The sequence below is a fragment of the Amycolatopsis anabasis genome (assembly GCF_009765355.1).
Classification (GTDB): Bacteria; Actinomycetota; Actinomycetes; order Mycobacteriales; family Pseudonocardiaceae; genus Amycolatopsis; species Amycolatopsis anabasis.
On the sequence record NZ_VTHK01000025.1, the window covers coordinates 121752 to 147510 of the forward strand.

The following is a 25759-nucleotide window of genomic DNA, read 5'->3' on the forward strand; positions in this document are numbered from 1 at the left end:
CGGGACGTCTGCCGAACGGCGGTACCCGATCCGGTGATCGCTGTCCGCCACCGGTCTGGCAATCTCGGTGACGCGGCGACAGACCGCGTGGCACCATGGCGGACCCAGTGGGAAACGGGGGAGGCAACGTGCGGAAGAAGACGACGGCTCTACTCCTGGTAGTCGTCTCCGCGTTCGCCGCCGGATGCTCCAACACCCCGCCCCCGCCGGTCGTTTCGTCCCCGGTCGCGCAGTCCTCGACCAGTCCGGCGAAGAACGTCTCGCAGATCGTGGTGGGCGTGGACGACATCGCCGGCGGCTACAACCCGCACAACCTGGCCGATTCCTCCACGGTCACCGCCGCGCTCGCCCAGCTGCTGCTGCCTTCGGTGTTCCGGAAGAAGGACGACGGCACGCCCGAACTGGACCGGAACCTGATGCGGTCCGCCCAGGTCGTCTCCGAGCAGCCGTTCACCGTGGCCTACGAGATCCGCCCGGACGCGTCCTGGTCCGACGGCGCGCCGATCGCCGTGGAGGACTTCGTCTACCTCCGCGACGCCATGCGCGATCAACCCGGCGTGGTGCAGCCCGCGGGCTACCGTCTGATCTCCGACATCCGGCCCGGTGAGGGTGGCAAACGGGTCGAAGTCGTCTTCGCCAAGCCCTATCCGGCGTGGCAGTCGCTGTTCACCAACCTGCTGCCGCAGCACCTGCTCAAGGACGCCCCGGGTGGCTGGCAGCAGGCGCTCGAAGGCAGTTTCCCGGCGGTCGCCGGGCCGTTCTCGATCAAGGTCCTGGACTCCGGCCGCGGCGAGATCATCCTGGAACGCAACGAGCGGTGGTGGGAGAAACCCGCCGCGGTGGACCGGATCGTGCTGCGCCGCATCGATCAGGCGGGGATGGCCGCCGCGCTGCGCAGCGGCAACGACCAGTTCGCCATGGGGCGGACCGACGCGACCGCCCTGCGGCAGCTCGGCGAACTCGGCCCGGGCGTCCGCCTGCACACCGTCGCCGCCCCGAAGGTGGCCGATCTGCTGCTGCGGCCGGTCGGTGTGCTGGCCGACGCGCAGGTTCGTGCCGGGGTCGCCGCGCTGATCGACCGTTCGAAGCTCATCGACAAGGGCGTCGCGGGCGGGCCGTCCGCGACGCTGCGCGCGGACGCCCAGGTCCTGCCGCCCTCGGGAGTGCCCGGGTACGCGCCGACGATCCCGGCCGCCGGGGCGCCGGGGAAACCGGATCCGCAGAAGGCACAGGAACTGCTGACCGCCGCCGGGTACCGCCGGGAGGCCGGGGTCTGGCGCAAGGACGGTAAGTCGCTGTCCCTGGTCATCGCCTCGCCGGGGCAGCAGGAGCCGTACGCCGGGATGGCCAAGGAACTCACCACCCAGCTCGTCGCGGCCGGGATCGAGGTCCGCACGATCACCCCGCCGCCGCGGGAACTGTTCTCCACCCTGCTCGCCATGCCGGTGGGCGGCCCGGCGCAGCCGCTGGCCCAGGAGAACGCGACCAGCGGGGTCGGCGTGGACATCGCGGTCGTGCCGCAACCGGTCGGCGGGGATCCGGCGACCGTGCTCGCGTCGACCTTCGGCTGCCGTCCCGGGCAGCAATCCGGCGATCAGGCCGCACCGGTCGTTCCGCCCAATTCGGCCGCCTTCTGTTCGCAAGCCCTGCAGCCGACGATCGATGCGGCGCTAACCGGGGCGACCCCGCTTCCTGAAGCGCTTTCCCAGCTGGAACCGGAATTGTGGCGGCAAAACGTCGTCGTCCCGTTGTTCCAGCTGGCCGACACCCTGGCCATCGGATCGGGGGTATCCGGGGTGACACCCGGACCACCGCTGGTTGGGCCATTTGGGTCCGCCGTTAACTGGACTCGTGGCGCCAAGTAACCGAAGTATTTCCTGAAGCCACCTGGAAGTCACCCTTTGGTCACGATCGCACGGGAAGTGGTGACTCCGCGTGCTCTACCTTTCTAGCGTGCTCCCGCAGTGCGCCAATTGCGTGTCGCTTGGCGTGTCATAAGCTCCGGCCAACAATCCGGAGCGGTGTGGGCCCGGGTTCCGACTACCCACGGCCCAGTGCTAGGAGGGCACACCTAAATGAGGAGATCCAAAGCAGTCTCCGCCTTCGCTGCGGTCGCGGCTGCTGCGCTCGTGCTGAGCGCCTGCAGTGGTGGTGGCAACGGTGGCGACAACAACGGCTCGAGCGCCGATGTCAAAAGCATGGCGACCGGCAAGGCCCAGAACGGTGATACCTTCAAGCTGGCCGACGCTCCGAAGAGCGACGTGGTCACGGTGGGTGTCGACGAGGGCTATTCGGCGTACAACAACGACACGCCGGACACCAACAGCTCGTACAACAACTACGTGGACAACATTGTGTTGGCCGGTGCGTACGTGCTCGACGGCAACAACAAGGTGCTGCTCAACGCCGACATGTTCGAATCCTGGACGGTCACCTCCAAGGACCCGCAGGTCGTCCAGTGGAAGATCAAGCCGAACATGACCTGGTCCGACGGCAAGCCGTACGACTGCAAGGACCTCTACCTGGCCTGGCTGTCGCACAGCGAGAAGGCCAAGGACGGCGACACCCCGTTCTTCAAGGCCGCGGCCCCGGCCGGGTACAACCTCGTCGACCAGGGCGAGTGCAAGGACAACCTCACCTTCGAGGCGAAGTTCAGCAAGCCCTACCTCGACTACAAGGGCATGTTCGCGCCGACGCACGTCATGCCGGCGCACATCATCGAGCAGAAGACCGGCATCGCCGACATCACCGCGCTCAAGCCGAACGGTGACAAGGGCCAGCTGAAGAAGGCCGGCGACTTCTGGAACAACGAGTGGAAGGGCTTCAAGCCGGACATCATGCCGGCGTCGGGCCCGTACAAGATCACCGCGTTCGACGAGAACTCGAAGTCGGTGACCCTCGAGCGCAACCAGTCCTTCGCCGGTGCGAAGGGTGGCCCGCAGAAGATCGTCGTCCGGCCGTTCCCGGACACTCCCGCGATGGCCACCGCGCTGCAGAACGGTGAGATCGACGTCGTCGCGTCGACCCAGCCGGACACCACCGCCGCCGACACGCTGCGCAAGCTCGCCTCGGACGGTGTGACCTACGGTTCCGCTTCGCAGCTCACCTTCGAGCACCTGGACCTGCAGTACAAGCGGATGTTCTCCGATCCGGTGCTGCGCAAGGCGTTCTTCCAGGCCGTGAACCGCAACGAGATCGTCGAGAAGCTGCTCCGCGGTGTCCAGGCGGACGCCCAGCCGCTGAGCAGCATCGTGTTCTACCCGGGTGAGCAGGGCTACGAGGACCGCTACAGCAAGATCTCGGGTCAGGGCGCCGAGGCCGCGGCCAAGACGCTGAGCGACGCGGGCTGGGTCAAGGGACCGGACGGCATCTTCGCCAAGGACGGCAAGCGGTTCTCGGCGACGATCACGCACAACGCGAACCCGCGCCGGACCAAGACCGTGGAGATCATCGTCGCCCAGGCCAAGGCCGCGGGCATCGAGATCAAGGACGAGGTCGACCCGAACTTCCTGAAGGGCCGGCTGGACACGGGCAACTGGGACATCGCGCTGTTCGGGTGGTCGTCCACGCCGTTCAAGGCCGAGCAGCCGTCGATCTACGTCACCGGTGGTGGCCAGAACTACCAGGGCCTGTCCGACCCGAAGATCGACCAGGCCTTCCAGACCGCGGTGTCGGCGACCGACGAGGCCGTGGCCACGAAGGCGTACCAGGACGCGGACCAGGCGCTCGCGGATCAGAACGCGACGCTCCCGCTGTTCCAGACGCCGTCGATGTGGGCCTTCCGCGGCATCGACCGGGTGTACATGCAGTCGTACAACGGCGCCCTGTGGAACGCCGGGGAGTGGGAGAAGAAGGGCAAGTGATCCCTTCCCACTCTTCGATTCGCTGATCGACCTGGTGGAACCGGGAGCCGGGCCAACAGCCCGGCTCCCGGTTCCCTCCGGAAGTAGCTGTTGACGCAAACGTGACCCCGACTACGGTAGACCACCGGGGTGGGGCCGCCAGTACTTCCGGGCCGGGCCCGGACGAGGAGCAATTTCGTTGAACCTGGTTTATTACGTACTACGTCGAGTGGCGATCTCGATCCCGATCCTGCTGATCGGTTCGTTCGCCCTCTACCTGATGGTCGCGGGCGCCGGTGACCCGCTCGCCGAGCTGCGCAGCCAGCCGAACGTCAGCCCGGCGGCCATCGCGGCCACGGCTCACGAACTCGGCCTCGACAAGGGTCTGCTCGCGAGATACTGGGACTGGCTGATCAGCTTCATCCAGGGCGACTGGGGTATCTCGATCGCCCAGGGCAACGCCATGGCGCCCGTGCTCCCCAAGGTGATGAGCGCGTTCGGCGTGACCTTCAAACTGGTCATCGGCGCCGAGATCCTCGCGCTGGTGATCGGGATCGCGGTCGGCGTCCTCGCCGCCGTCAAGCAGTACTCCATTATCGACTACATCGCGACCACGCTCGCGTTCCTGTTGTTCTCGATGCCCATTTTCTGCATCGCGATCGTGCTGAAGGAATACGCGATCGAGATCAACGGCTGGGTCCGGGATCTGGGCCTGACCGACTGGCTCGGCAATCCGTGGCTGAAAACGGCCAGCCCGGAGAATCTGAAATCCGACGGATTCGGTGACTTCCTCATCAAGTATGTCGGCGCCTATCTGTTGCCCACGCTGGCACTGATGGCGATCAGCTTCGCGGCGTACAGCCGTTTCCAGCGCGCGGCGATGCTGGAAACGCTCAACATGGACTACGTGCGCACCGCACGGGCCAAGGGGCTGTCGTCGTCGCGGGTCATCTTCCGGCACGCGTTCCGCAACGCGCTCATCCCGGTGACCACCCTGTTCTCGGTCAACTTCGCGACGGTGCTGACCGGCGCGATCATCACCGAACGGGTGTTCAACTGGAACGGTATGGGCACGGTGCTGGTCGAGGCCGTGAACAAGAACGACCCGAATGTGATGATGGGCTGGCTGGTCCTGGTCGCCATCGCGGTGATCGTGGCCAACCTCATCGCTGATCTCCTGTACGGCATCTTGGACCCGAGGATTCGCGTTGGCTGACATGAACTCACTGGTCGCGGGCGCGCAGACCTCCGGCGCCCCGATCGAAGAAGGCACGCTGGCGCCGGAGGCGCTACCGGAACCGCGCAGTCAGGGCAAACTGGTCCTGCGCAAGTTCCTGCGGCACAAGCTGGCCATGGTCAGCGTCGCGGTCCTGCTGCTGATCGTGCTCATCGCGATCGTCATGCCGCTGTTCTGGCCGTACAACTACGAGGAGACGGTCAAGGGCTTCCTGCCGCCGAGTGCCGACCATCCGGCCGGGACCACCGAGGTCGGCAAGGACATGGTGTCGCAGGTGCTGCGGGGCACCCAGTACTCGTTGCTGATCGCGCTCACCGTGTCCGTGGTGTCCACGGTGATCGGGGTGGTGTTCGGCGCGCTGGCCGGGTACCTCCAGGGCATCACCGACACCGCGGTGTCCCGGCTGACCGACCTGTTCCTGATCGTCCCGCAGGTGGCCGCGGCGGCGATCCTGGTCAAGGTGTTCACCGGTAGCTGGTACGTGGTGGCGCTGGTGCTCGCGTTGTTCGCCTGGATGCCGATCGCCCGGATCACCCGCGGCGAGGCGATGTCGTTGTCGCAGCGGGAGTTCATCGAGTCGGCCCGGGCGTCCGGCGCCTCGACGGGGCGGATCCTGTTCAAGCACCTGATCCCGAACATGGTCGGCAGCATCACGGTGAACGCGACCCTGGCGGTCGCGCAGGCGGTGCTCGCGGAGGCCGCGCTTTCGTTCATCGGCCTCGGCGTGCAGCTGCCGGACACCTCGCTCGGCCGGATCATCCTGGAGAACTACCAGCAGTTCTCCACCCGGCCGTGGCTGTTCTTCTGGCCGTTCATCGTGCTGGTGCTGATCTCGCTGTCCATCAACTTCATCGGCGACGGCCTGCGCGACGCGTTCGACCCGCGCCAGCGCCGCATGAAGGCCTGATCGGCTCGTACCGCCAACAGCGCCCCCTCCCGCTTGGCTGGGAGGGGGCGCTGTTGGCGTTCGGGTCGGGTGGCGGGTGGCGGGCTGGGGTTTCCGGTGAGGGCGCGTGCTGCCGGGGGTCGTGAGTGTTCAGGCCGGTTAGAACCGGCCGTACCACTCACGACCCCCATCGCCGGGCTACCAAAAAAGCAAGGGACCTTTGCTCCGGTTGAACGGGAGCGAGGGAGCTTTACTACGGCGAAACCGTAGTAAAGCTCCCTTCCTGCCGGTTCGGGTGCCTAGTCGGCGACCGGGGCGAGTTTTCCGGCTTCCCACGCGGCGCGGCGCTCGGCCTGCAGGGCCGGGTCGGCGACCGGGGCGGCAGACAGCAGCCGCTTGGTGTAGTCCTCCTGCGGCGAGTGCAGCACCTGGTCCCGGGTGCCGACCTCGACCAGCCGGCCGTGCTGCATCACCGCGACCCGGTCCGCGAGCAGGTCGACGACCGCGAGGTCGTGGCTGATGAACAGGCACGCGAACTGCAGGGTCTGCTGCAGGTCGAGGAACAGGTCCAGCACCCGCGCCTGCACCGACACGTCCAGTGCCGAGGTCGGCTCGTCGGCGATCAGCAGCTTCGGGTCCAGGGCCAGCGCCCGGGCGATCGCGACGCGCTGCCGCTGCCCGCCGGAGAGCTCGTGCGGGTACCGGTTCCGGTACAGCCCGCTCAGCTCCACCTTGTCCAGCAGGGACACCACCCGGTCCGAAAGTGCCTTGCCGGACAACACCTTGTGCAGCAACAGCGGTTCGGCGATCGAGTCACCGATCGTCATCTTCGGGTCCAAAGTGGACGCGGGGTCCTGGAACACGATCGAGAAGTACCGGCGCAGCGGCCGCAGCTCCTTGTTCGACATGTTCGTGATGTCCCGGCCCGCGATCTTCACGGTGCCCGCGGTCGGCTTGAGCAACCGGATCGCGCAGCGGCCGATGGTCGACTTGCCCGAGCCCGATTCCCCGACCAGGCCGAGGATCTCGCCCTTGTCGATGTGCAGCGAGACGTCGTCCACCGCGCGGTTGCGCGCCTGGCCGCGGCGACCCGGGTACTCCAGCACCAGGTTCGAGATCTCCAGCGCCGGGCCGGTGGCCTCGATCTGCGCCTCGAGTTCCGCGTCGGCGAGCCGGATCTCCTCGGCGATCTTCGCCGCCTCCTCGCTGCTCACCGCCTCCGTGGTCGTCTCCAGCAGCCGCTGCCCCTCCGGGCGCTGCCCGAGCTTCGGCACCGCGGCCAGCAGCCGCCGGGTGTAGTCCTCGCGCGGCGACGCGAACAGTTCGCGCACCGGCGCCTCTTCGACGATCTCGCCCTGGTACATCACCACGACCCGGTCGGCGAGGTCGGCGACCACGCCCATGTCGTGGGTGATCAGCACGATCGCCGTGTTCAGGGTGTCCCGCAGTTTGCGCAGCAGGCCGAGGATCTCCGCCTGCACGGTGACGTCGAGCGCGGTCGTCGGCTCGTCGGCGATGATCACCTTCGGGTCGCAGGCGATCGCCATCGCGATCACCACGCGCTGCCGCAGCCCGCCGGAGAGCTGGTGCGGGTACTGCTTGAACCGCTCCTGCGGGTTCGGGATGCCGACCATGTCCAGCAGTTCGACGGCCCGCGCGTCGGCGGCGGACTTGGCCAGGTCCTGGTGCGTGCGCAGCGCCTCGCGGATCTGCCAGCCGACGGTGAACACCGGGTTCAGCGCGCTCATCGGCTCCTGGAAGATCATCGCGATGTCGTTGCCGCGGATCTTGCGGAGCTGCTTGTCCTTGAGCCCGGCGAGCTCGCGCTCCTCAAGCCGGAGATCGCCTTCGATCTTGCTGGTCCGGGGCAGCAGCCCGAGCACGGACATCGAGGTCACCGATTTGCCGGAACCGGACTCACCCACCACGGCGACGATCTCGCCGGGCTTCACGTCGAACGTGATGCCCTTGACCGCGTCGACCCGGCCGTCCTCGGTGCTGAACGAGATGCGCAGGTCGGAAATGGACAGGATGGAACCAGTAGCGCCGGCGAGGCTCGCCGTCGTCGTCTCAGTGCTCACCAGCAGCCCTTCGTGGGGGTTCGGGTAATCACGGCCTACGGCCTAGTGAACTTCGCGCGAGGATAACTGAGGGTAGGCCCACCATTGGTATGAGCGGGGTAAATTCCTGCCCTTTCCCCCACCCACCGCCCCAAACGGAAGCGCTCCGCGCTCAATTAGTCTTCAAGCCGTGACCTCCCCCGAGCCGCGCCGGTTGCTGCTGGTGCACGCGCACCCGGACGACGAGAGCATCACCACCGGCGGCACCATCGCGAGATACGCGGCCGAGGGCGCCGAAATCACGCTGGTGACCTGCACACTCGGCGAGGAGGGCGAGATCATTCCGCCGCACCTCGACGAACTGGGCTCCTGGGCCGCCGACCAGCTCGGCGGGTACCGGTCCGGTGAACTCGCCGCCGCGTGTTCGGCACTGGGCGTGACCGAACATCGTTACCTCGGCGGTATCGGCCGCTGGCGGGACTCCGGGATGGCCGGGACGCCCGCCGCCGACCACCCCCGCGCCTTCGTCCGCGGTTCCCTGGACGAGCAGGCGAGCCAGCTCGCCGCGATCCTGGACGAGGTGCGCCCCGAGGTGGTGGTCACCTACGACGAGATCGGCGGGTACGGCCATCCGGACCACATCCGGGCGCACGAGATCACCATGGCCGCCGCGCCGCGCGCCGGATCGGTGCGCCGGATCTTCCACATCGCCGCCTCGGCCCGGGCGACCGCCGCGGGCCTCGCCGCCCTGCGCGCGCTGCCCGAACTGCCGCTGCGGGTCCCCGAGGACGGCGAGCTGCCGGTCGTCCCGGACGAGCGGATCACCACCGCGATCGACATCACCGCCCACCGGGACGCCAAGATCGCCGCGCTGGGCGCGCACGCGACGCAGGTCAGCGTCCTCGGGGTGCCGGAAGGGGTGGCGGGCGGGATGCCAATGAAACAGCCGGCGTTCGCGCTGTCCAACGGCCTCGCGCAGCCGATACCGGACCACGAGTACTTCGTCCTCGCGCACGGCCCGGAAGCGGGCGTCGCCACGGACCTGTTCGGGAACCGGTGATGGCGGGCGCGCAGCGCTGGCTGCTGGGGGTGCTGCTGCTGGACACGGTCCTGCTGGCGCTGCTGGAGCTGTTCTTCCTGCCGCTGCGGCTGGACGGGGTGGTGCTGCCCGAGGCGGCCGACTTCCCGCTCCCGCTGAGCGTGGTGGTCGCCGCGCTGACCACGCCGCTGCTGGTCCGGCAGACCGCCCGCCTGGTGACGCCCAAGGTGTCGTTTGCGCCGCTGGTGCTGTGGGTACTGGTGATGCTGGTGGTCGGCGTGTTCGGGCCGGGCGGGGACGTCGTCCTGGTGCAGGATTGGCGGGCCCTGCTGCTGCTCGCCTGCGGGGCGCTGCCCGCGGCGATGACCTTGGGCGGGGCACTGGGCGCGGCGAACAAGACCAACGGGGAGAAACGTGGCTGAGGCGATTTCCGACCGGCACGTGGTCGCGGTCCTGCGGCCGTTCGTGCGGGCGACCGGCCCGCTGCTGGACGCGCTGCGGGAAGCCGATCCGATGGGCCTGCGGGCGCGGGCGAGCGCGGACACCGAACTCGCGAAGGTCGAACCGGGCCTGCGGGAGAAGCTGCTGAACGGGCTGTCCTCGGTCAGGGTGCCGGGGACCGCGGCCTGGGCGGGGATGGACGCCGCGCAGCGGACCGACTGGTGGGTGAACCGGGTCGGCCGGTTCACCGCGCTGCTGACCGCGATTCCCGGGCTCGGCGGGGCGCTGGCCGATCGGCTGCCGGTGCAGGACGCCCTGGGCGCCGCGTCGCAGGGCCTGCTGTTGTGCGCGATCGCGGGCGAACACGGGGTGACCGAGCTGGGGGACCGGGTGCGGCTGCTCGCCTGGGTGCTCTTCGACCGCACGATCGACCCGGTGATCGCGGCGGGCAAGCACGCCGAGCACGACGCGTCCGCGGAGGACGCGGAGACCGCCGAGCTGACCGAGGAACTCGACCAGGCGTCGAAGAAGCACGGCAAGCTCACGCTCAAGGCCTGCGCGCGCACCCTGTGGCGGCTGGGCCGGTCGCTCCTGGCCATCACCGACGAACTGGAGAAGCGCCCGCGCGGCCGCTTCTACCACCGGGCGATCGGGATGCTGCCGGTGGTCGGCATGGCCGGGGACTACTTCGGCGAGCGCTCCGGCCTCAAACGCGTCGCCAAACGCGCCGACAAGTGGCTCACCGCCAGAACTGGAACGTGATCGCGCCCAGCTGCGCCGGGTACTTCTCGCCGCCGATCAGGTCGAACACCGCGTAGGAGATGTTGAAGAAGACGTCGGCCACCGGCGGCACCGCGAACAGCAGCGCGAACAGGATCAGCGGCGCCCACGGCCGCGCCTTCGCGCCGAACTCCCGGGCCTCCGGCGAAAGGTACGGCTCGATCGCGCCGTACCCGTCCAGGCCGGGCACCGGCAGGATGTTCAGCACGAACGTCAGCACCTGCAGCAGGGCGAGGTAGGACAGCCCGATCAGGAGCCCGACCGGCATCGGGATGACGATGACCGCGATGGTCAGCAGGATCCCGAGCGCCAGGTTGCTCAGCGGACCGGCCAGCGACACCCACGTCGACACCGCCCGCGACCGCAGCGCCCAGCGGTTGATCCACACCGCGCCGCCGGGCAGCGGGATCCCGCCGATCGCCAGGATGATCAGCGGCAGCACCAGCGAGAACACCGGATCGGTGTACCGGCGGATGTCCATGTTCAGGTAGCCCTTGATGGCCACCTCGTGGTCGCCGCCCCGGAACGCCACGATCGCGTGACCGAACTCGTGCAGCGTCAGGGAGACCGCCCAGCCGCCGAGGACCAGGATGAACACCCCGGCTATCAGGAGCGGATCACGGGTCGTCTCGGCGTCGCTGAGGGCGGCCAGGACGCCACCGACGACGGTGACGGCGAGGAGGGCGAGGAAGATCGGGCTGGGACGTACTGCTGATCGTCGCACGCCCCCAGTGTTCCGTATCCGGTTCGCCCGGGTTGCGGACGCCCTCGAGGTAGGGGTGGGTCGTGCCGCTTGCGGAAGCACATGAGACCGGACAGGCTGCGTGTCGTACGGCGTGTCCCCTTGCGCTGAGGGCCGTCGGCATCCCCCAAACTCGCTACTCCGCTTGACCTAGCCGCATTACACGGGTGTAATCACATTGATGTCATTCGCCGCTGCGCAAGGGGTGCGGGGAAGGACATCGCCGGAGGTGGGAACGGTACGGGAGTACCACCCGTGCAGTCCGCCGAAGGTGTTTCAAGCGTCGGGGCTTGTCGAAGAAGGGTGTCCGCGGAGGGCATCGGGTTCCGGCGCCGATTCAACACCGCCAGCCTGGGGAGTGCGTGGAAGCGAGGAGGCGGACGTGCGGTTGAACGCCGATGGGAAGGAATGGGGGCAGGTCGTGGACTGGCGGGAGGACCCGGAGCAGGAGCTGGGTGAACTCTCTGACCTCTTCGACGTGACCGAGGAACAGGAATGGCAGGAGCGCGCCCTGTGCGCGCAGACGGACCCGGAAGCGTTCTTCCCGGAGAAGGGCGGTTCCACCCGGGAGGCCAAGCGGATCTGCCAGGGGTGCGAGGTGAAGGACGAATGCCTCGAGTACGCCCTCGCGCACGACGAGCGGTTCGGTATCTGGGGCGGTCTGTCCGAACGCGAACGCCGCAAGCTCAAAAAGCGGGCAGTATAGGCGATTTCCGCTCAAGTGGAGAAACTCCCCGGTGTGGCGACAGGGGTTTCGCACGGCACGTCGTAGGCTTCGGCGCGCCGTCAGTTACCGACTCGTAGCCCCTGGAGGGGTTTCTTGCCCCGCACGACCACGCCGCCGCCCCGCACCGTCCCCGTTCTGGCCGTCGTGGTCTGCCACGACGGCGAGGACTGGTTGCCCCTCGCGCTGTCCGCGTTGCGCCGCAGCACGATCCGGCCCCGGCACGTGCTGGCGGTCGACACCGGATCCACCGACCGCACCGCGCAGTTGCTCGCCGACGCGGCCGATCCGGAAACCGCGGTCGAGGGCGAACAGCCGATCCTCGACGGCGTGCTCACCCTCTCCGCCGGCACCGGATTCGCGGCCGCGGTCGATGAGGCCGTCGAGCACGCGGTCGAGCGCTGGGGCGATCCGGGCGCCTGGGTGTGGGTGCTGCACGACGACTGCGCGCCCGAACCGGACTGCCTCGACCTCCTGCTGCGAGCCGCGGAGACCTCGGCGTCGGCCGGGGTCCTCGGGCCGCTCGCGGTCGACTGGACCGATCCGCGGCTGATCGTCGAGGCGGGGCTGTCCACCGACGCGTCCGGGCACCGGCAACGCGCCCTGCCGGGGCGCCTGCCGGGGTGGTGGGCGGGACGCGATAAGGACAGCGATCCGGAGCAGAGCACCGAAGTGCTCGCGGTGCCCAGCGCGGGCGCGCTCGTGCAGCGCGAGCTGTGGGCGAAACTCGGCGGTTTCGACCCCGGATTCCCCTTGCTGGGTGAGGACATCGACTTCGGCTGGCGGGCGAACGCGGCCGGGCGCCTGGTGCTCTGCGTGCCCGCGGCCCGGATCCGGCACGCGCGGGCGCTGACCACCGGGCGCCGCGCGGCCGACGCCGTGGGCGGTGAAGTCGCCGCGGCCGAACGGGCCCACGGGTTGCGCGCGTTCCTGGTCAACTGCTCGGCGTTCTCGTTCTGGCTCGGCCTGGTCCGGCTGGTCGTGCTGTGCGTCCTGCGCGGGCTCGGATTCGCCTTGCTGCGCAAGGGAACCCGCGCCCGCGCCGAATTCGCGGCGGTGGGCTACCTGACCCGCGGGCGGGGTGACCTGAGGGCCGCGCGCGCCCGGCGCAAGGCCGCCGGGATGCGGTCCGGCACCGCGCGCGGGCTGCTCACCGGGCGGTTCACCCGGCTGCGCAACGCGATCCGGGCGGGCGTGCTGGCGCTGGTGCGCCGCCGGGTCGCCAGCGAGGCCGCGCTCGGCCGGTTGCCCGAGGCCGCGGCGGAGGAGTCCGCGTGGATCCCGCCCGAGGCGCTGCGCAGGGCCACCGCCGAACCGCCCCGGCCGGTCGGGCCGGACGCGTTGCCCGCGGGCGCCCTGCGCACGACCGGCGCCCGCGCCACCGGGCTGCGCAAACCGGACTCCGTCTTCGCGATGACCCTGCCCGAACCGGACGAGCCCGCGATGGGCGAACAGGCACCGGACCGCCCGTCGCCGGGCCGTCGCGACGAGGGCGAACTGGTGTTCGTCGAGGTGAACCGGCGCCGGGTGCTGGCCGCCACCCTGTTCGCCCCGCCGTTCGTGCTGCTGGTCGTGCTGACCGCGCTCGCCCTGGTGCTCAACCGGGACCGCCTCGGCCTCGATCTGGCCGGGGGCCGCCTGCTGCCGGTCGGCGGGCTGGGCGAGCTGTGGTCGGCCTACCTCGCGCCGTGGCATCCGGTCGGCGGCGGCACCGCGAGTTCGGCGCCCGCCGCGTTGCCGGTGCTCGGCATCCTCGGGGCGCTCTTCACCCCGATCGGCGGGCCCGCCGCCCTGGTCTCGTTGCTGCTGATCGCGGATGTCCCGCTCGCCGCGCTGATCGCCTACGCGGCGACCCGGAAACTGCGGATCCACCGCTGGATCCGGGCGGGCGTCGCCGCGGCCTACGCGCTGCTGCCCGCGGCCACCGCCGCGGTCGCGCAGGGTCGGATCGACGTCGTGGCCGTGCACCTCCTGCTGCCGCTGGTGCTCGCCGGGATCGCCGGGGTGCTGGTCCGGACCGACCGGCGGTGGCTGCACGCGTCCGTGCTGTGCGCGCTCGGCGTGGCCGTGCTCGGCGCGTTCTCCCCGCTCGCGCACGCGCTGGCGCTGCTCGGCCTGGTCGCCGGGTTCGTCGTGGTGCCGTCCCCGCCGGGCCGCCTCACCCGCCGGATCGCCTCGGTGGGCCTGGTCGTCCTGCTGCCGCTGGCCCTGCTGCTGCCCTGGCCGACCGTGCTGCTCAACCACCCGGGCCTGTTGCTGCACGGCCTCAGCGGCCCCGCGACCCCCGCTTCCGGGGCGGAACTGGCCGGACTCGATCCGGGCGGCGCGGGCGCGTGGCCGATCGGGGTGGCGGTGGTGGCCGCCGCACTGGTGGCCCTGGTCTTCCGGCCGACCGCGCGGGCGAGCGCCGGGCTCGGCGTGGTCGTGCTCGGCATCGGCGCGCTGGTGCTGCTCCGGCTCGTCCCGGTGACCCCGCTGCAGGGCGGGCCGGCCGCGCAGGGCTTCGCCGGGACACCGCTGCTGGTCACCGGCGCCGGGCTGCTGTGGATCGTGCTCGCGGTCTGCCGGCGGGACAACGGCGCGCCCGCCCGGCCGCTCGCGCTGCTGCCGAAACTCGCCGCCCTCGGCGGGGCGGTGGCGCTGCTCGCCCTCGCCACCGGGGTGGTGGTCGAGGGGCCGTCCGGTCCGGTGCGGGCCGGGGGCGGCACGCACCTGGCGTCCTCGCTGTCCGCGGAGCTGGCGAACACCGGCCGGTCGGTGCTGGTCCTCGGTTCGGGCGGGGAGCCCCCGCGCCAGACCGGCGGGCGGCTGCCGCGGTTCGGCGACGACCAGCTGTCCCTGACCGCGAGCACCCCCGCACGGCTGGCGGCCTGGCAGCGGGACCTCGCACAGGGCACGCCGGAAGCCGCGCGGCAGGCGCTGTTCTCGGCCGCGGCGTCCGGGGTGCTGTTCGTGGTGCTGCCGCCGGGCACGGCGTCCCAGCCGTTCCTGGCGCTCGGCGCGGATCTGGTCGGGCAGGCGCCGCCGACCGGCGACGGCCGGGAGGTGCTGCGCCTGCTGCCACCCGGCGGGCAGGTCGTGCTCATCCCGCCGGAGCTGGCGAAACAGGCGGTGACCGGCGCTTCGCCGAACGGGGCCATCGGGGTCGTGCCGGTGGAGGCCGGGCTGCCCGACGTGCGGGTGCGCGTCTCCGACGGGCCCGCCGGGCGGCTGCTCGTGCTGTCCGCGGAACAGGAAGCGGGCTGGCAGGCCAGCGTGAACGGCAACCGGGTGCCGATCGTCCCCGCCTGGGGGCATCAGGTGGCGGTCTCGGTGCCGACCCGGCAGTCCGAGGTGCTCGTCGAACACCCGTCGACGTTGCGCAACATCCTGCTGCTCGCCCAGGTGGCCGCCGTGCTGTTCACCCTGCTCACCGCGATTCCCGGGCGCCGTCACCGGACCGGTTGACCGGAGGTGTGGCGTTACTCACGCCGGGTCAGTCGCCGCCTTCGATGACGTCCGGTTCGACGCCGAGGTACCCGGCGACCTGTTCGACGAGCACGTCGTGGACGAGTTCGGCCAGCTCGGCGGGGTCCTTCGCGCGGGCCTCCAGCGGGCGCCGGTAGAGCACGATGCGGGCCCGGGTCGGCAGCCCGGCGCGGTCGACCCCGGCCGGGACCAGGCGGGACAGCGGCACCGCGCCGTCGTGCAGCACGCCGTCGACGGCGATCGGGCGGCTGCCGCGGCGCACTTCGGGCACGTCGTCGACCGCGACGTCCAGTTTGGTGAGCTGATCGCGCCAGCGGGCCTCGATCGGTTCGAGCGCGTCCAGCACCAGCGCGTCGAACCGCTCCGCCCTGCTGGCCGCGGCCGGCAGGGAAGCCGGGTACAACGGTCCGCGCAGCCCCCGCCCGTGCCGGTCCCGGCGCAGGCGGCGCCGCTGTCGGGAACTACGAGCCATCGCCACGTTGGGAAGGGTACGCGTTCCCGGTCGCATCCCGGACGTGCCGGAGCCGAGATGGCCACGTGTCGCGGTGCGCCTGCGCCACGCCGGGCCGCGGACGCGCTATCGTCCTTGATCGTGTCGAGCGTACGGAAGTGTTCGCGGACCGGGTGTCCTAATCCCGCTGTCGCCACGCTGACCTACGCCTACAGCGACTCGACCGCTGTGGTGGGGCCGCTCGCGACGGCGTCGGAACCGCACTCGTATGACCTGTGCGAAGCGCACGCGCTGCGGCTCACCGTGCCGAAGGGCTGGGAGGTCGTGCGGCACGAGGGCGAGTTCGCCGCCCCGGACCGGTCCGACGACGAGCTGACCGCGCTCGCCGAGGCGGTGCGCGAGGCCGGCCGCCCCGATCGGCCCACCCCGCCGCCGGAGCCCGAGGGCCCGTCCGGCCGGCGCGGGCATCTGCGGGTCCTGCCGGATCCGGTCAAGCAGTAAGGCCCCATACCGGCGTACGTACTCGGGGCGTTCCCCGCCGCCGGTAGGCTTCCCGACGCGCATGGATACGGCGCTTTCGTGCAGTCGAGGAGTTCGGGGAGAGGGCGTGTCAGACCTGTCGGGCATCGTGAAGGCCTATGACATCCGTGGCGTCGTCGGCGATCAGCTGGACGCCGCGCTGGTGCGCGATTTCGGCGCCGCCTTCGCGCTGCTGATCAAACCCGACGCGCCGTCCGTGGTGATCGGCCACGACATGCGCGAGTCGTCACCCGGGCTGGCGCGCGCGTTCGCCGAGGGCGTGACCTCCCAGGGCCTGGACGTGGTGTCGATCGGCCTGGCCAGCACCGATCAGCTCTACTTCGCTTCGGGTTCGCTGAACCTGCCGGGCGCGATGTTCACCGCGAGCCACAACCCGGCGAAGTACAACGGCATCAAGCTGTGCCGCGCGGGCGCCGCGCCGGTCGGCCAGGACTCCGGGCTCGCCGAGATCCGCGCCACCGTCGAGCAGGGCGTGCCCGCGTTCGACGGCGCGCCCGGCACGGTCACCGAACGCGACGTGCTCGCCGACTACGCGGCGCACCTGCGCGGACTGGTCGACCTGTCCGGCAGCCGCCCGCTCAAGATCGTCGTGGACGCCGGGAACGGCATGGGCGGGCACACCGTGCCGACCGTGTTCGACGGGCTGCCGATCGAGATCGTCCCGATGTACTTCGAGCTGGACGGCAGCTTCCCCAACCACGAGGCGAACCCGCTCGACCCGGCCAACATCGTCGACCTGCAGGCCAAGGTCCGCGAGGTCGGCGCGGACGCCGGGCTCGCCTTCGACGGCGACGCCGACCGCTGCTTCGTGGTCGACGAGCGCGGCGAACCGGTGTCCCCGAGCGCGATCACCGCGCTGGTCGCGGTCCGCGAACTGGCCAAGGAGCCGGGCGGCACGATCATCCACAACCTGATCACGTCGAAGGCGGTGCCGGAGATCGTCGCCGAGCACGGCGGCAAACCGGTGCGGACCCGGGTCGGGCATTCGTTCATCAAGCAGGAGATGGCTTCGACCGGCGCGATCTTCGGCGGCGAGCACTCCGCGCACTACTACTTCCGCGACTTCTGGCGGGCCGACACCGGCATGCTCGCCGCGCTGCACGTGCTGGCCGCCCTCGGCGAGCAGGACGGGCCGCTGTCCGCGCTGACCGCGGCCTACCAGCGGTACGCGGCCTCCGGGGAGATCAACTCGACGGTGTCCGACCAGGTGGCCAAGATGCTCGCGGTCAAGGACGCGTTCGGGTCCCGGTCCGGGGTGACCACCGACGAACTGGACGGGCTGACCGTGCAGCTGCCCGACGGCGGCTGGTTCAACCTGCGCCCCTCCAACACCGAGCCGCTGCTCCGGCTCAACGTCGAGGCCCCCACCGCGGACGGCGTCCGCGCGCTCACCGACGAAGTGCTGGCGATCGTTCGTGACTGACGAGACCGAGTCGACTGTCATGAGGGGACCCCTCCGGACAAAAAGCGTCTTGAGGGTGCCCCTCCGGACACGACCGCACGTGGTAGGGAGGAAGCATGGCCGTCACGCTTGATGCTCAGCTGCTGGAGATCCTGGCGTGCCCGTCGCCCGACCACGCGCCGTTGCGCACGGGCTCGCCGAGCGATCCCAACGCGGACGCGCTGACCTGCACCGAATGCGGTCGCGTGTTCCCGGTCCGGGACGGCATCCCGGTCCTGTTGCTCGACGAGGCCGGTGAACCCGGCGGCGAGGATGGCGCCAGTGCCGACGGTGCTTGACGACACCCTGCTGGACGATCCGGCGCGCCTGGCGGAGGCGGACACCGGCGGCCTGCTGCGGGCCGCCGCGATGGCCGGCGCCCAGGTGCGGGCCACCGCCGAAGCCGCCGCCGAGCTCGAACTGAGCGACCGCCTCGACCTCGGCCGGCCGCGGGCGTTCGTGCTGCTGAGCAGGCCGGGCGTCAGCCGGAGCGTCATCCGGCTGCTGGCCGCGCTGTTCGCGCCGTCCTGCCCGGTTCCGGTGGTCGTCTCCGATTTCGTGCCGAGCTGGATCGGCGCGCTCGACGTCGTCTTCGGGCACACCGACGACCCCGGGGACCACGAGCTGGCCGCGTCCCTGGAACGGGCCGCGCGCTACGGCGCCACCGTCGTGCTGTCCGGGCCGGAGGACGGGCCGATCGCCGCCTCGGTGGCGGGCAAGGGCATGCTGCTCGCGCCCCGGGTGCCGGTGCCGTCCGAATTCGCCTTCCCGCGCGCCCTGGCCGCCGGGCTGCTCACCGCGAACTCGCTGGGCCTGCTGGTCGCCGACGTGGAATCGCTGGCCGACCGGCTGGACGCCGAGGCCGAGCGCGACCACCTCGCGCACGAGTCGTTCGTCAACCCGGCGAAGACGCTCGCCCTGCGGCTCTCCGGGAAGCTGCCGCTGCTGTGGGGCCTGGACCAGGTCGCGGCGGCGGTCGGCGCGCACGGCGCGTTCGCCCTGGCCACCCACGCCGCCACGGTGTGCGACGTGGCCGACTACCATCAAGCCCTCGTGCGTCCGGCCCTGCGCCACGCGGCGGTGGCCAGCACGAGCGAGCGGGACATCTTCGCGGACCCGGAGGACGAACCCGCCGGGGCGCGGCCGAAGGTGGTGCTGCTCTCGGTGCGGTCCGGGCCGGTGTACCGGGCCGAGCGGAATCGTGCGGAGGACCTGTTCTCCGGGGCCGAGGTACTCGCCCCGGCGGACGAGATCGAGGCGGACGAACCGGCGCTCGCGGGCCTGCTCGCGCTCCGGTTCGAGCTGGCCGCCCTGTACCTCGGGCTCGCGGCGGGGAGCATAGGGGGAGCCGGCAGGTACGCGCCCGTCACGGCGTGAACCCGCCGCGAGACGATGAGGGATCGGTGCGAATCCGGCGCCGAGGAGTTGAGGTGAGAAGTGGAGCTGCTGCGCAATGCCGTGCGGCCCTACGCGTGGGGATCGAGAACGACGATCCCGGAACTGCTGGGGCGCCCGGTGCCGGCACCACACCCGGAAGCCGAGCTGTGGATGGGGGCCCACCCCGGGGACCCGTCGTACATCGTCGCGCCGGACGGCACCGAACGCAGCCTGCTGGAGCTCGTCGACTCCGATCCGGCCGGCCAGCTGGGCGACCGCTGCGCCCGGCGCTGGGGCGGCCGGTTGCCGTTCCTGCTGAAGGTGCTCGCGGCCGAGGAGCCGCTGTCCATGCAGGCGCACCCGTCGGCCGAGCAGGCCGCCGAAGGGCATGCCCGCGAGGAGAAGGCGGGGATCCCGCGGGACGCGCCGAACCGGAACTACCCGGATCCGACCGCGAAACCGGAGCTGGTGTGCGCGCTCACCGAGTTCCACGCGCTCGCCGGGTTCCGGGAACCGAGCCGGACCGTCGCGCTGCTGCGGGCGATCGAGACCCCGGCGCTGGCCAAGTACACCTCGCTGCTCGACGCCCAGCCGGACCCCGACGGCCTGCGCGCGCTGTTCACCACCTGGATCACGCTGCCCCAGGCGACCCTGGACGAGCTGCTGCCCGAGGTGCTCGACGCGTGCGTGCTGCACGTCAAGGAGCACGGTGAGTTCGACACCGAGTGCCGCACGATCCTCGAACTCGGCGAGGCCCACCCGCGCGACGCGGGCGTGCTCGCCGCGCTGCTGCTCAACCGGCTCACCCTGCGCGCGGGCGAGGCGATCTACCTCCCGGCCGGGAACCTGCACCTGTACCTGCACGGCACCGCGGTGGAGATCCTGGCGAACTCGGACAACATCCTGCGCTGCGGGCTGACCCCGAAGCACGTCGACGTGCCCGAACTGCTGCGCGTGGTCGACTTCGGCTGCGGCGAGATGCCGGTGCTGTGCGGCGAACCCGGTCCGCACGGCGCGGTCTACCGCACGAACGCGCCGGAGTTCGAGCTGTCCCGGCTGGAGTGGGCGGCCGGGGACCGCACCGAACTCGACGTCGACTGCGCGGGCCCGCAGATCCTGCTGTGCACCGAGGGCACCCTGATGGCGGGCGCGTCGGACGGCCAGGAGGTCAAACTGGAACGCGGGCAGTCGATGTGGCTCGCGGCCTCCGATCCGGCCGTGCGCCTGCGCCCGGTCGGCGCCGGCCGCTCCCAGGTCTTCCGCGCCACCGCCGGCACCTGCGACTGAGCCCCACCGGACGGGTGGCGCTCGGAGGTACCCAATGCGGCTTTGGTTACCTCCAACGTCCCCAATGCCGCATTGGTGTCCTCTCCTGACCTTGTGAGGAAGGGGCAAGCGTTTGCGGAGCGGGACCCGGGGCGGATCGCGGGGCCGACCCGTTTAGGCTGCATTCCGACAATTCGCCGATCGTTTCGAGGGGGCAAACGTGTCAGCAGGCGGCGGGACCAAGGCGATCCTCGCGGCACTCGGCGCCAACGCCGGGATCGCGCTCGCCAAGTTCGTCGGGTTCCTGGTCACCGGCGCGTCGTCCATGCTGGCCGAGGCCGTGCACTCGCTCGCGGACACCTCGAACCAGGGCCTGCTGCTGCTCGGCCAGAAGACCTCCCAGCGCAAGGCCACCAAGGAGCACCCGTTCGGCTTCGGCCGCGACCGGTACTTCTACTCGTTCGTCGTCGCGCTGATGCTGTTCACCCTGGGCTCGGCCTTCGCGCTCTACGAGGGCATCCACAAGGTCCAGCACCCCGAGCCGCTCACCACGCCGATCGTCGCGGTGATCATCCTGGTGGTCGCCATCGCGCTGGAGACCTACAGCTTCTACACCGCGATCACCGAGTCCAAGAAGATCAAGGGGAACGTGTCGTGGTGGGGCTTCATCCGCCAGTCGCGCACGCCCGAACTGCCGGTGGTGCTGCTGGAGGACGCGGGCGCCCTGTTCGGCCTGGTCTTCGCGCTGCTCGGCGTCGGCCTCGCGGTGCTCACCGGCGATCCGGTCTGGGACGGCGTCGGCACCATCATGATCGGCGTGCTCCTCGGGATCATCGCGATCATCCTGATCATCGAGATGAAGAGCCTGCTGATCGGCGAGGGCGCCACCGAGAGCGAGCTGGACACGATCGTGGACGAGCTGGCCGCGGGCAAGGTCGAGCGCGTCATCCACATCCGCACCCAGTACCTCGGCCCGGACGAGCTGCTCGTCGCGGCCAAACTCGCGCTCACCCCGAAACTCGACGTCAGCGAGGTCGCGCGGGCCATCGACGACGCCGAGGCGCGGGTCCGGGCGAAGGTCCCCGCCGCCCGCCTGATCTACCTCGAGCCCGACCTGGACAGGGAATTCCACACGTAAGACCGTGCCCGGTTTCAACTGACATCCGTCGCGCATTAGGGTGACGAACCGCGACCCTGCGATCCAGGTCACCCGAGGAGGTCAACGTTGCCCGGAACGGGTTTGTGGCGTACCAAGTCGATCGAACAGTCCATTGCGGACACCGACGAGCCGGATACCAAGCTGCGCCGAAATCTCAGCGCCTGGGATCTGACCGTGTTCGGTGTCGCGGTCATGATCGGCGCCGGAATCTTCACCCTGACCGCGCGGACCGCGGGCGACATCGCCGGGCCGTCGGTCTCGCTGGCCTTCGTGTTCGCCGGTATCGCCTGCGCGCTGGCGGCGCTCTGCTACGCCGAGTTCGCCTCGACCGTGCCGGTCGCGGGCAGCGCGTACACGTTCTCCTACGCGACCTTCGGTGAGTTCCTCGCCTGGATCATCGGCTGGGACCTGATCCTCGAGTTCGCGGTCGCCGCGGCCGCGGTGGCCAAGGGCTGGTCGTCCTACCTGCAGACCGTGCTGCGGTACGTGTTCGGCGAGAACGTGACCACCAAGTTCGAGATCGGCGGCCTGCCGGTGGACTGGGGTTCGCTGCTGCTGATCGTCGTGCTGGCCACGCTGCTGACCCTGGGCACCAAGCTGTCCTCGCGGTTCAGCCTGGTGATCACCACGATCAAGGTGGTCATCGTGCTGTTCGTGATCATCCTGGGCATCGCCTACATCAGCCCGGACAACTACACGCCGTTCATCCCGCCGGCCGCGGAAGGCGGCGACGGGGGCGGTGGCGTCGACCAGTCGCTGCTGTCCGCGATGCTCGGCGGCTCGGGCAGCGCGTACGGCGCGTTCGGCCTGCTCGCCGGCGCCTCGCTGGTGTTCTTCGCGTTCATCGGGTTCGACATCGTGGCCACCACCGCCGAGGAGACCCGCAACCCGCAGCGCTCGGTACCGCGCGGCATCCTCGGCTCGCTCGCCATCGTCACCGTGCTCTACGTCGCCACCTCGCTGGTGGTGGCCGGGATGGTGCCCTACAAGGAGCTGGCGACCGACGCGGATCCGGCCGGGCGCAAGACGCTGGCCTCCGCGTTCGCCTCGCACGGCGTGGACTGGGCGGCCAACATCATCTCGATCGGCGCCCTCGCCGGGCTGACCACCGTGGTGATGGTGCTGATGCTCGGCCAGACCCGGGTGCTGTTCGCGATGTCCCGCGACGGCCTGCTGCCGCGCGCCCTGGCGAAGACCGGCAAGCGCGGCACCCCGGCGCGGGTGAACGTGCTGGTCGGTGTCGCCGTCGCGATCGCCGCGACCTTCTTCGAGGCGGACAAGCTCGAAGAGATGGTCAACGTCGGCACGCTGTTCGCGTTCGTCCTGGTCTCCGCCGGGGTGATGGTGCTGCGGCGGACCCGGCCGGACCTCAAGCGCGGGTTCCGGGTGCCGCTCATGCCGCTGATCCCGATCCTGGCGATCGCGGCCTGCCTGTGGCTGATGCTGAACCTGACCGTGCTGACCTGGCTGCGGTTCATCGGCTGGATGGTGCTCGGCGTGATCATCTACTTCGTCTACAGCAAGCGGGCCTCGCTGCTGGGCAAGCGGCAGAACGGCGACCTTCCCGCCGAGCCCGCGGCCACCGCGGAACCGCCCGTGGCGAAGGACCCGTCCTAGCCCGTTCGCCCGAGCCCCCGGAAGTGCCGTCACTTCCGGGGGCTCGGTGCTATTCGGAGTCGGCGTGGCGGCGGCCGTTCCAGCCGTTCGGCCCGTTGAGCCCGTTGAGGTCGGGGAAGAGCGGGACCTGCTCGCCCAGCGGTCGCGGCGGGGCGTCCGGACGTTCCAGCCCGGCGGCCATCACCACCGCGCGGTCCCATTCCGGATCCACGACGTAGTCGACGTGCCGCAGCACCCCGGCCGCCCAGCGCCGGGTCCCGCAGGTGCCGCGCACCGGATCCGGCAGCCAGTGGTCGCCGCCCAGCACCAGGGCGCCGGTCGGCCCCTGGATCGCCGGTCCGAGCGGGCCCACGTCCCCGTCGGGCTGGTAGCCGACCCCGAGCAGGTGCCCGGACACCATCCGGTGCCGCCAGGTGGTGACCCCGCCGCCGAACGTGTCGGTGCCCCGCGCCAGCCCGCGCCACCGCCCGTCGAACAGGCCGTACAGCTCGGCGAGCCCTTCGTGCGGCAGCACCGCGGGGAACGCGCGCTGGTAGCCCCATTGCAGGGGCGCCCCCGCGGTCAGCAGCCCGACCCGCGCGCGGTCGGCTTCCGGCAGCTGGTGCGCCAGCCGGGCGGCCGCGACCACCGCGAGCAGCCCGCCGAGGTTGTACCCGGCCAGCACGACCCGCGTGTTCGGTTCGGCGAGGTGTTCCCGGGTCCGCTCGGCCAGTTCCGGCACGACTTTCAGGGCGTAGCAGGGCGGCACGGCCGGATGGGCGGCCCGCGGCCAGAAGCACACCAGATCGGCGAGCGCGCCGAGGTGGCGGCTGCGGTTGGGGTTCTTGGCCGCCGTGTACACGACCCGCAGCAACCCGGCGGCGAGCGCGCCCAGGGCGACGATGCCCAGCGTGGAGAACACGTCGAGCCATTCCGGCAGGTGGCCGAGCCAGAGCCGGGTGGCCAGCAGGACGGCCACCCCCGCCGCCATGGCGAGCGCCACCGCGACCGCGATGCGGTGCAGGTGCCGCCGTTCCCACGCGGACCGGGCCCAGGCCGCGGCGGCCTCGCGCTGATCTTGTTCGGTGGTCTGCAGCATGCGCACGACGTCCGGGATGCCGCGGATCCGCCGCCGCAGCGGCACCGCGATCGCGAACCCGAGGCTCCCGAGGATCGCGGACACCGCGAGCCCGCCGCCCCACAGGATGGTGACCAGCTTGTACGTCTCCGGCAGCCGCAGTTCCTCGGCCCGCAGCATCTTGCGCATCGCGACCGCCAGCCCCGCGCCGAAACCGCCGCCGACCAGACCGGCGAGCGCTAGTGCCGGGGCGGCGGCCCAGCCGCCGAACCACGGCCGCAGCCTGCGCGGCAACGCGCTCCAGGACGACCGGGCCAGCAGCGCGGCCGGGATGAGCAGCACCGCGAACAGCAGGCACACCGCGATCAGCGCGGCGCCGAGGGCTTCGACCGTGCCGTCGGTTCCGGACGGGATGCCGGGCGTGGTGAGCCCGGTCCCGGACAGCGTCGGCGGCAACGGCGTGGCGAGGACCGCCGCGACGGCCACCAGCAGCACCGCGAAGGTGAGCGCGATCCGGCAGCCCCAGCGGTTGAGGCTGCGCGCGCGCACCCGCTCGGGCAGGACGGACGCGACGAGCAGGGCGGCGACCAGCAGCACGAGCGCGCACACCCAGGCGACCACGTCGACCACGCCGGTGGGCACGACGAACGGGCCGCCGAGCAGGATCAGCGCGACCACGGCGAGTGCGACCAGGGTGTGCAGGCAGCGCAGCACCGGGGTGTCCGGGCTCGTCCGGATCGTGTCACCGGGCAGGATGTCGCCGCGCGGGGGTTTGGTCTCGGTGCGCACCGACCAGTCGACCGCGGACACCTGGTGCAGCACGAGGATCAGCAACAGCAGCGGGAGCAGCCCGGCGACGGTCCGGGTCGGGCCGAACCCCCGCATCCAGTCCGGCACCCCGGACAGGCACTTCACCCCCGGGGCCAGGCACTGCGCGGCGAGCAGGTCGAGGGTGACCACCGCGAGCTGGCTCACCAGCAGCATGGTCAGCAGCAGCGCGGCGACCCGCAGCAGGCTCCGGCAGACGGCGCCGAGGACGGTGGCGAACCGGTTGCCGTCCGGGACCGGCGGCAGCATCCAGTGCGCCACGTTGGCCAGCGAGAACGGGAACAGCAGCGCCCAGGTGGCCTTCGCGGCGCCGCCGGAGGTCATCCCGCTCCACAGGTAGCCCTCCAGGGTGCGCGGCAGCGAGCGGCCGAGCGCCTGCACGACCGGCCCGGGCGCGGGCCTGCGCAGCCGATCGGCGGGCCGGACGACCCGGCCCAGCTGGTCACCGGCGATATCGACGGTGGACACCGCGTCCAGCAGCGACTCCCCGCTGGTGCCGATCAGACCCGCGACGCGGAGTTCCACGACGCGGGTGTCGGGGCCGGGAAGTGGCACGAGTAAAGCCTCCTTACCTCAGGGTAGCGGCGCCCAGTGAAAATGGACTGCTCGTTCGTTGAGCAGACAACGGTACTGTTCAAGGGTCGTCGAGCCTTGGAGGAACTGCCCCATGACCCCCGAAAGCGTTGCCAAGCGGCATGACACGCGCAACGGCATCGAATTCGCCGTCGCCGATCTGGAGGCCGCTGAGTTCGGTCGTAAGGAGATTCGGCTGGCTGAGCATGAGATGCCGGGTTTGATGGCGTT

General features: G+C 70.8%; 21 protein-coding genes. 17 read left to right on the top strand and 4 right to left on the bottom strand.

The genetic code is table 11. The features are described 5' to 3' along the window. Positions 1–95: 95 nt before the first annotated feature. From FXO23_RS29305 to FXO23_RS29320, 4 genes are all read left to right on the top strand, one after another. Positions 96–1865 carry an ABC transporter family substrate-binding protein gene (locus tag FXO23_RS29305; protein ID WP_158888696.1) on the top strand — a complete coding sequence of 590 codons (1770 nt, stop codon included), beginning with the start codon at positions 96–98 and terminating at the stop codon, positions 1863–1865. A 210-nt stretch (positions 1866–2075) separates the two neighbouring features. Next, positions 2076–3863 carry an ABC transporter family substrate-binding protein gene (locus FXO23_RS29310; RefSeq protein WP_158888697.1) on the top strand — a complete coding sequence of 596 codons (1788 nt, stop codon included), beginning with the start codon at positions 2076–2078 and terminating at the stop codon, positions 3861–3863. Positions 3864–4041: 178 nt separating this feature from the next. After that, on the top strand, positions 4042–5058 hold the full coding sequence (locus FXO23_RS29315) for an ABC transporter permease (RefSeq protein WP_158888698.1): 1017 nt from the start codon (positions 4042–4044) through the stop codon (positions 5056–5058). A 1-nt stretch (position 5059) separates the two neighbouring features. After that, the gene (locus FXO23_RS29320) at positions 5060–5986 is read left to right on the top strand and encodes an ABC transporter permease (RefSeq protein WP_158888729.1); all 927 of its coding nucleotides are present in this window, start codon (positions 5060–5062) and stop codon (positions 5984–5986) included. A 278-nt stretch (positions 5987–6264) separates the two neighbouring features. Here the strand turns inward: FXO23_RS29320 and FXO23_RS29325 are convergent, their stop codons facing one another. Beyond that, the gene (locus tag FXO23_RS29325) at positions 6265–8046 is read right to left on the bottom strand and encodes an ABC transporter ATP-binding protein (protein WP_158888699.1); all 1782 of its coding nucleotides are present in this window, start codon (positions 8044–8046) and stop codon (positions 6265–6267) included. 169 nt (positions 8047–8215) lie between these two features. On the opposite strand from FXO23_RS29325, the gene mshB reads away from it, so the two are divergent. From mshB to FXO23_RS29340, 3 genes are read left to right on the top strand one after another with little or no spacing between them, the layout of a single operon-like run. Continuing rightward, positions 8216–9085, top strand: a complete 870-nt coding sequence (mshB, locus tag FXO23_RS29330; RefSeq protein WP_158888700.1) for an N-acetyl-1-D-myo-inositol-2-amino-2-deoxy-alpha-D-glucopyranoside deacetylase — start codon at positions 8216–8218, stop codon at positions 9083–9085. Continuing rightward, positions 9085–9486 (top strand): hypothetical protein, encoded by a 402-nt coding sequence (locus FXO23_RS29335; protein ID WP_158888701.1) that lies wholly within the window; start codon positions 9085–9087, stop codon positions 9484–9486. Before mshB ends, FXO23_RS29335 begins: the two co-directional genes overlap by 1 nt. After that, positions 9479–10267, top strand: coding sequence for a hypothetical protein (locus tag FXO23_RS29340; RefSeq protein ID WP_158888702.1), 789 nt, complete (start codon positions 9479–9481; stop codon positions 10265–10267). The genes FXO23_RS29335 and FXO23_RS29340 overlap by 8 nt, the downstream gene beginning before the upstream one ends. Here FXO23_RS29340 and FXO23_RS29345 read toward each other — a convergent pair. Next, a complete protein-coding gene (locus FXO23_RS29345; protein WP_158888703.1) occupies positions 10245–11009 on the bottom strand; it encodes a site-2 protease family protein in 765 nt (254 codons plus the stop codon). The genes FXO23_RS29340 and FXO23_RS29345 overlap by 23 nt on opposite strands. Positions 11010–11478: 469 nt before the next feature. Here FXO23_RS29345 and FXO23_RS29350 point away from each other — a divergent pair, with 469 nt between their 5' ends. Continuing rightward, on the top strand, positions 11479–11733 hold the full coding sequence (locus FXO23_RS29350) for a WhiB family transcriptional regulator (RefSeq protein ID WP_179956918.1): 255 nt from the start codon (positions 11479–11481) through the stop codon (positions 11731–11733). 114 nt (positions 11734–11847) lie between these two features. Continuing rightward, positions 11848–15198, top strand: coding sequence for a glycosyltransferase family 2 protein (locus tag FXO23_RS29355; RefSeq protein ID WP_158888705.1), 3351 nt, complete (start codon positions 11848–11850; stop codon positions 15196–15198). A gap of 28 nt (positions 15199–15226) precedes the next feature. On the opposite strand, the gene FXO23_RS29360 is transcribed toward FXO23_RS29355, so the two are convergent. Then, the gene (locus FXO23_RS29360) at positions 15227–15691 is read right to left on the bottom strand and encodes a metallopeptidase family protein (RefSeq protein ID WP_158888706.1); all 465 of its coding nucleotides are present in this window, start codon (positions 15689–15691) and stop codon (positions 15227–15229) included. Positions 15692–15811: 120 nt separating this feature from the next. Between FXO23_RS29360 and FXO23_RS29365 the strand changes: the two genes are divergently transcribed. The 7 genes from FXO23_RS29365 to FXO23_RS29395 all read left to right on the top strand — a co-directional run bounded on the left by FXO23_RS29365 (position 15812) and on the right by FXO23_RS29395 (position 23070). Beyond that, on the top strand, positions 15812–16171 hold the full coding sequence (locus FXO23_RS29365) for a DUF3499 domain-containing protein (protein WP_158888707.1): 360 nt from the start codon (positions 15812–15814) through the stop codon (positions 16169–16171). Between the two features lie 106 nt (positions 16172–16277). Continuing rightward, positions 16278–17633, top strand: a complete 1356-nt coding sequence (locus tag FXO23_RS29370; protein WP_158888708.1) for a phosphomannomutase/phosphoglucomutase — start codon at positions 16278–16280, stop codon at positions 17631–17633. Between the two features lie 95 nt (positions 17634–17728). Beyond that, the gene (locus FXO23_RS29375) at positions 17729–17950 is read left to right on the top strand and encodes a Trm112 family protein (protein ID WP_158888709.1); all 222 of its coding nucleotides are present in this window, start codon (positions 17729–17731) and stop codon (positions 17948–17950) included. Continuing rightward, positions 17925–19028, top strand: a complete 1104-nt coding sequence (locus FXO23_RS29380) for an SIS domain-containing protein (protein WP_179956912.1) — start codon at positions 17925–17927, stop codon at positions 19026–19028. Before FXO23_RS29375 ends, FXO23_RS29380 begins: the two co-directional genes overlap by 26 nt. A gap of 60 nt (positions 19029–19088) precedes the next feature. After that, complete coding sequence (gene manA / locus FXO23_RS29385; protein ID WP_158888710.1) at positions 19089–20315, top strand: mannose-6-phosphate isomerase, class I; 1227 nt, start codon at positions 19089–19091, stop codon at positions 20313–20315. A gap of 199 nt (positions 20316–20514) precedes the next feature. Continuing rightward, positions 20515–21432 (top strand): cation diffusion facilitator family transporter, encoded by a 918-nt coding sequence (locus FXO23_RS29390; protein WP_158888711.1) that lies wholly within the window; start codon positions 20515–20517, stop codon positions 21430–21432. Between the two features lie 87 nt (positions 21433–21519). Continuing rightward, a complete protein-coding gene (locus FXO23_RS29395; RefSeq protein ID WP_158888712.1) occupies positions 21520–23070 on the top strand; it encodes an amino acid permease in 1551 nt (516 codons plus the stop codon). A 49-nt stretch (positions 23071–23119) separates the two neighbouring features. Here FXO23_RS29395 and FXO23_RS29400 read toward each other — a convergent pair whose 3' ends face one another. Continuing rightward, positions 23120–25510, bottom strand: a complete 2391-nt coding sequence (locus FXO23_RS29400) for a hypothetical protein (RefSeq protein ID WP_158888713.1) — start codon at positions 25508–25510, stop codon at positions 23120–23122. Between the two features lie 112 nt (positions 25511–25622). On the opposite strand from FXO23_RS29400, the gene FXO23_RS29405 reads away from it, so the two are divergent. After that, a partial coding sequence (locus FXO23_RS29405; protein WP_158888714.1) for an adenosylhomocysteinase occupies positions 25623–25759 on the top strand: 137 nt, incomplete at its 3' end.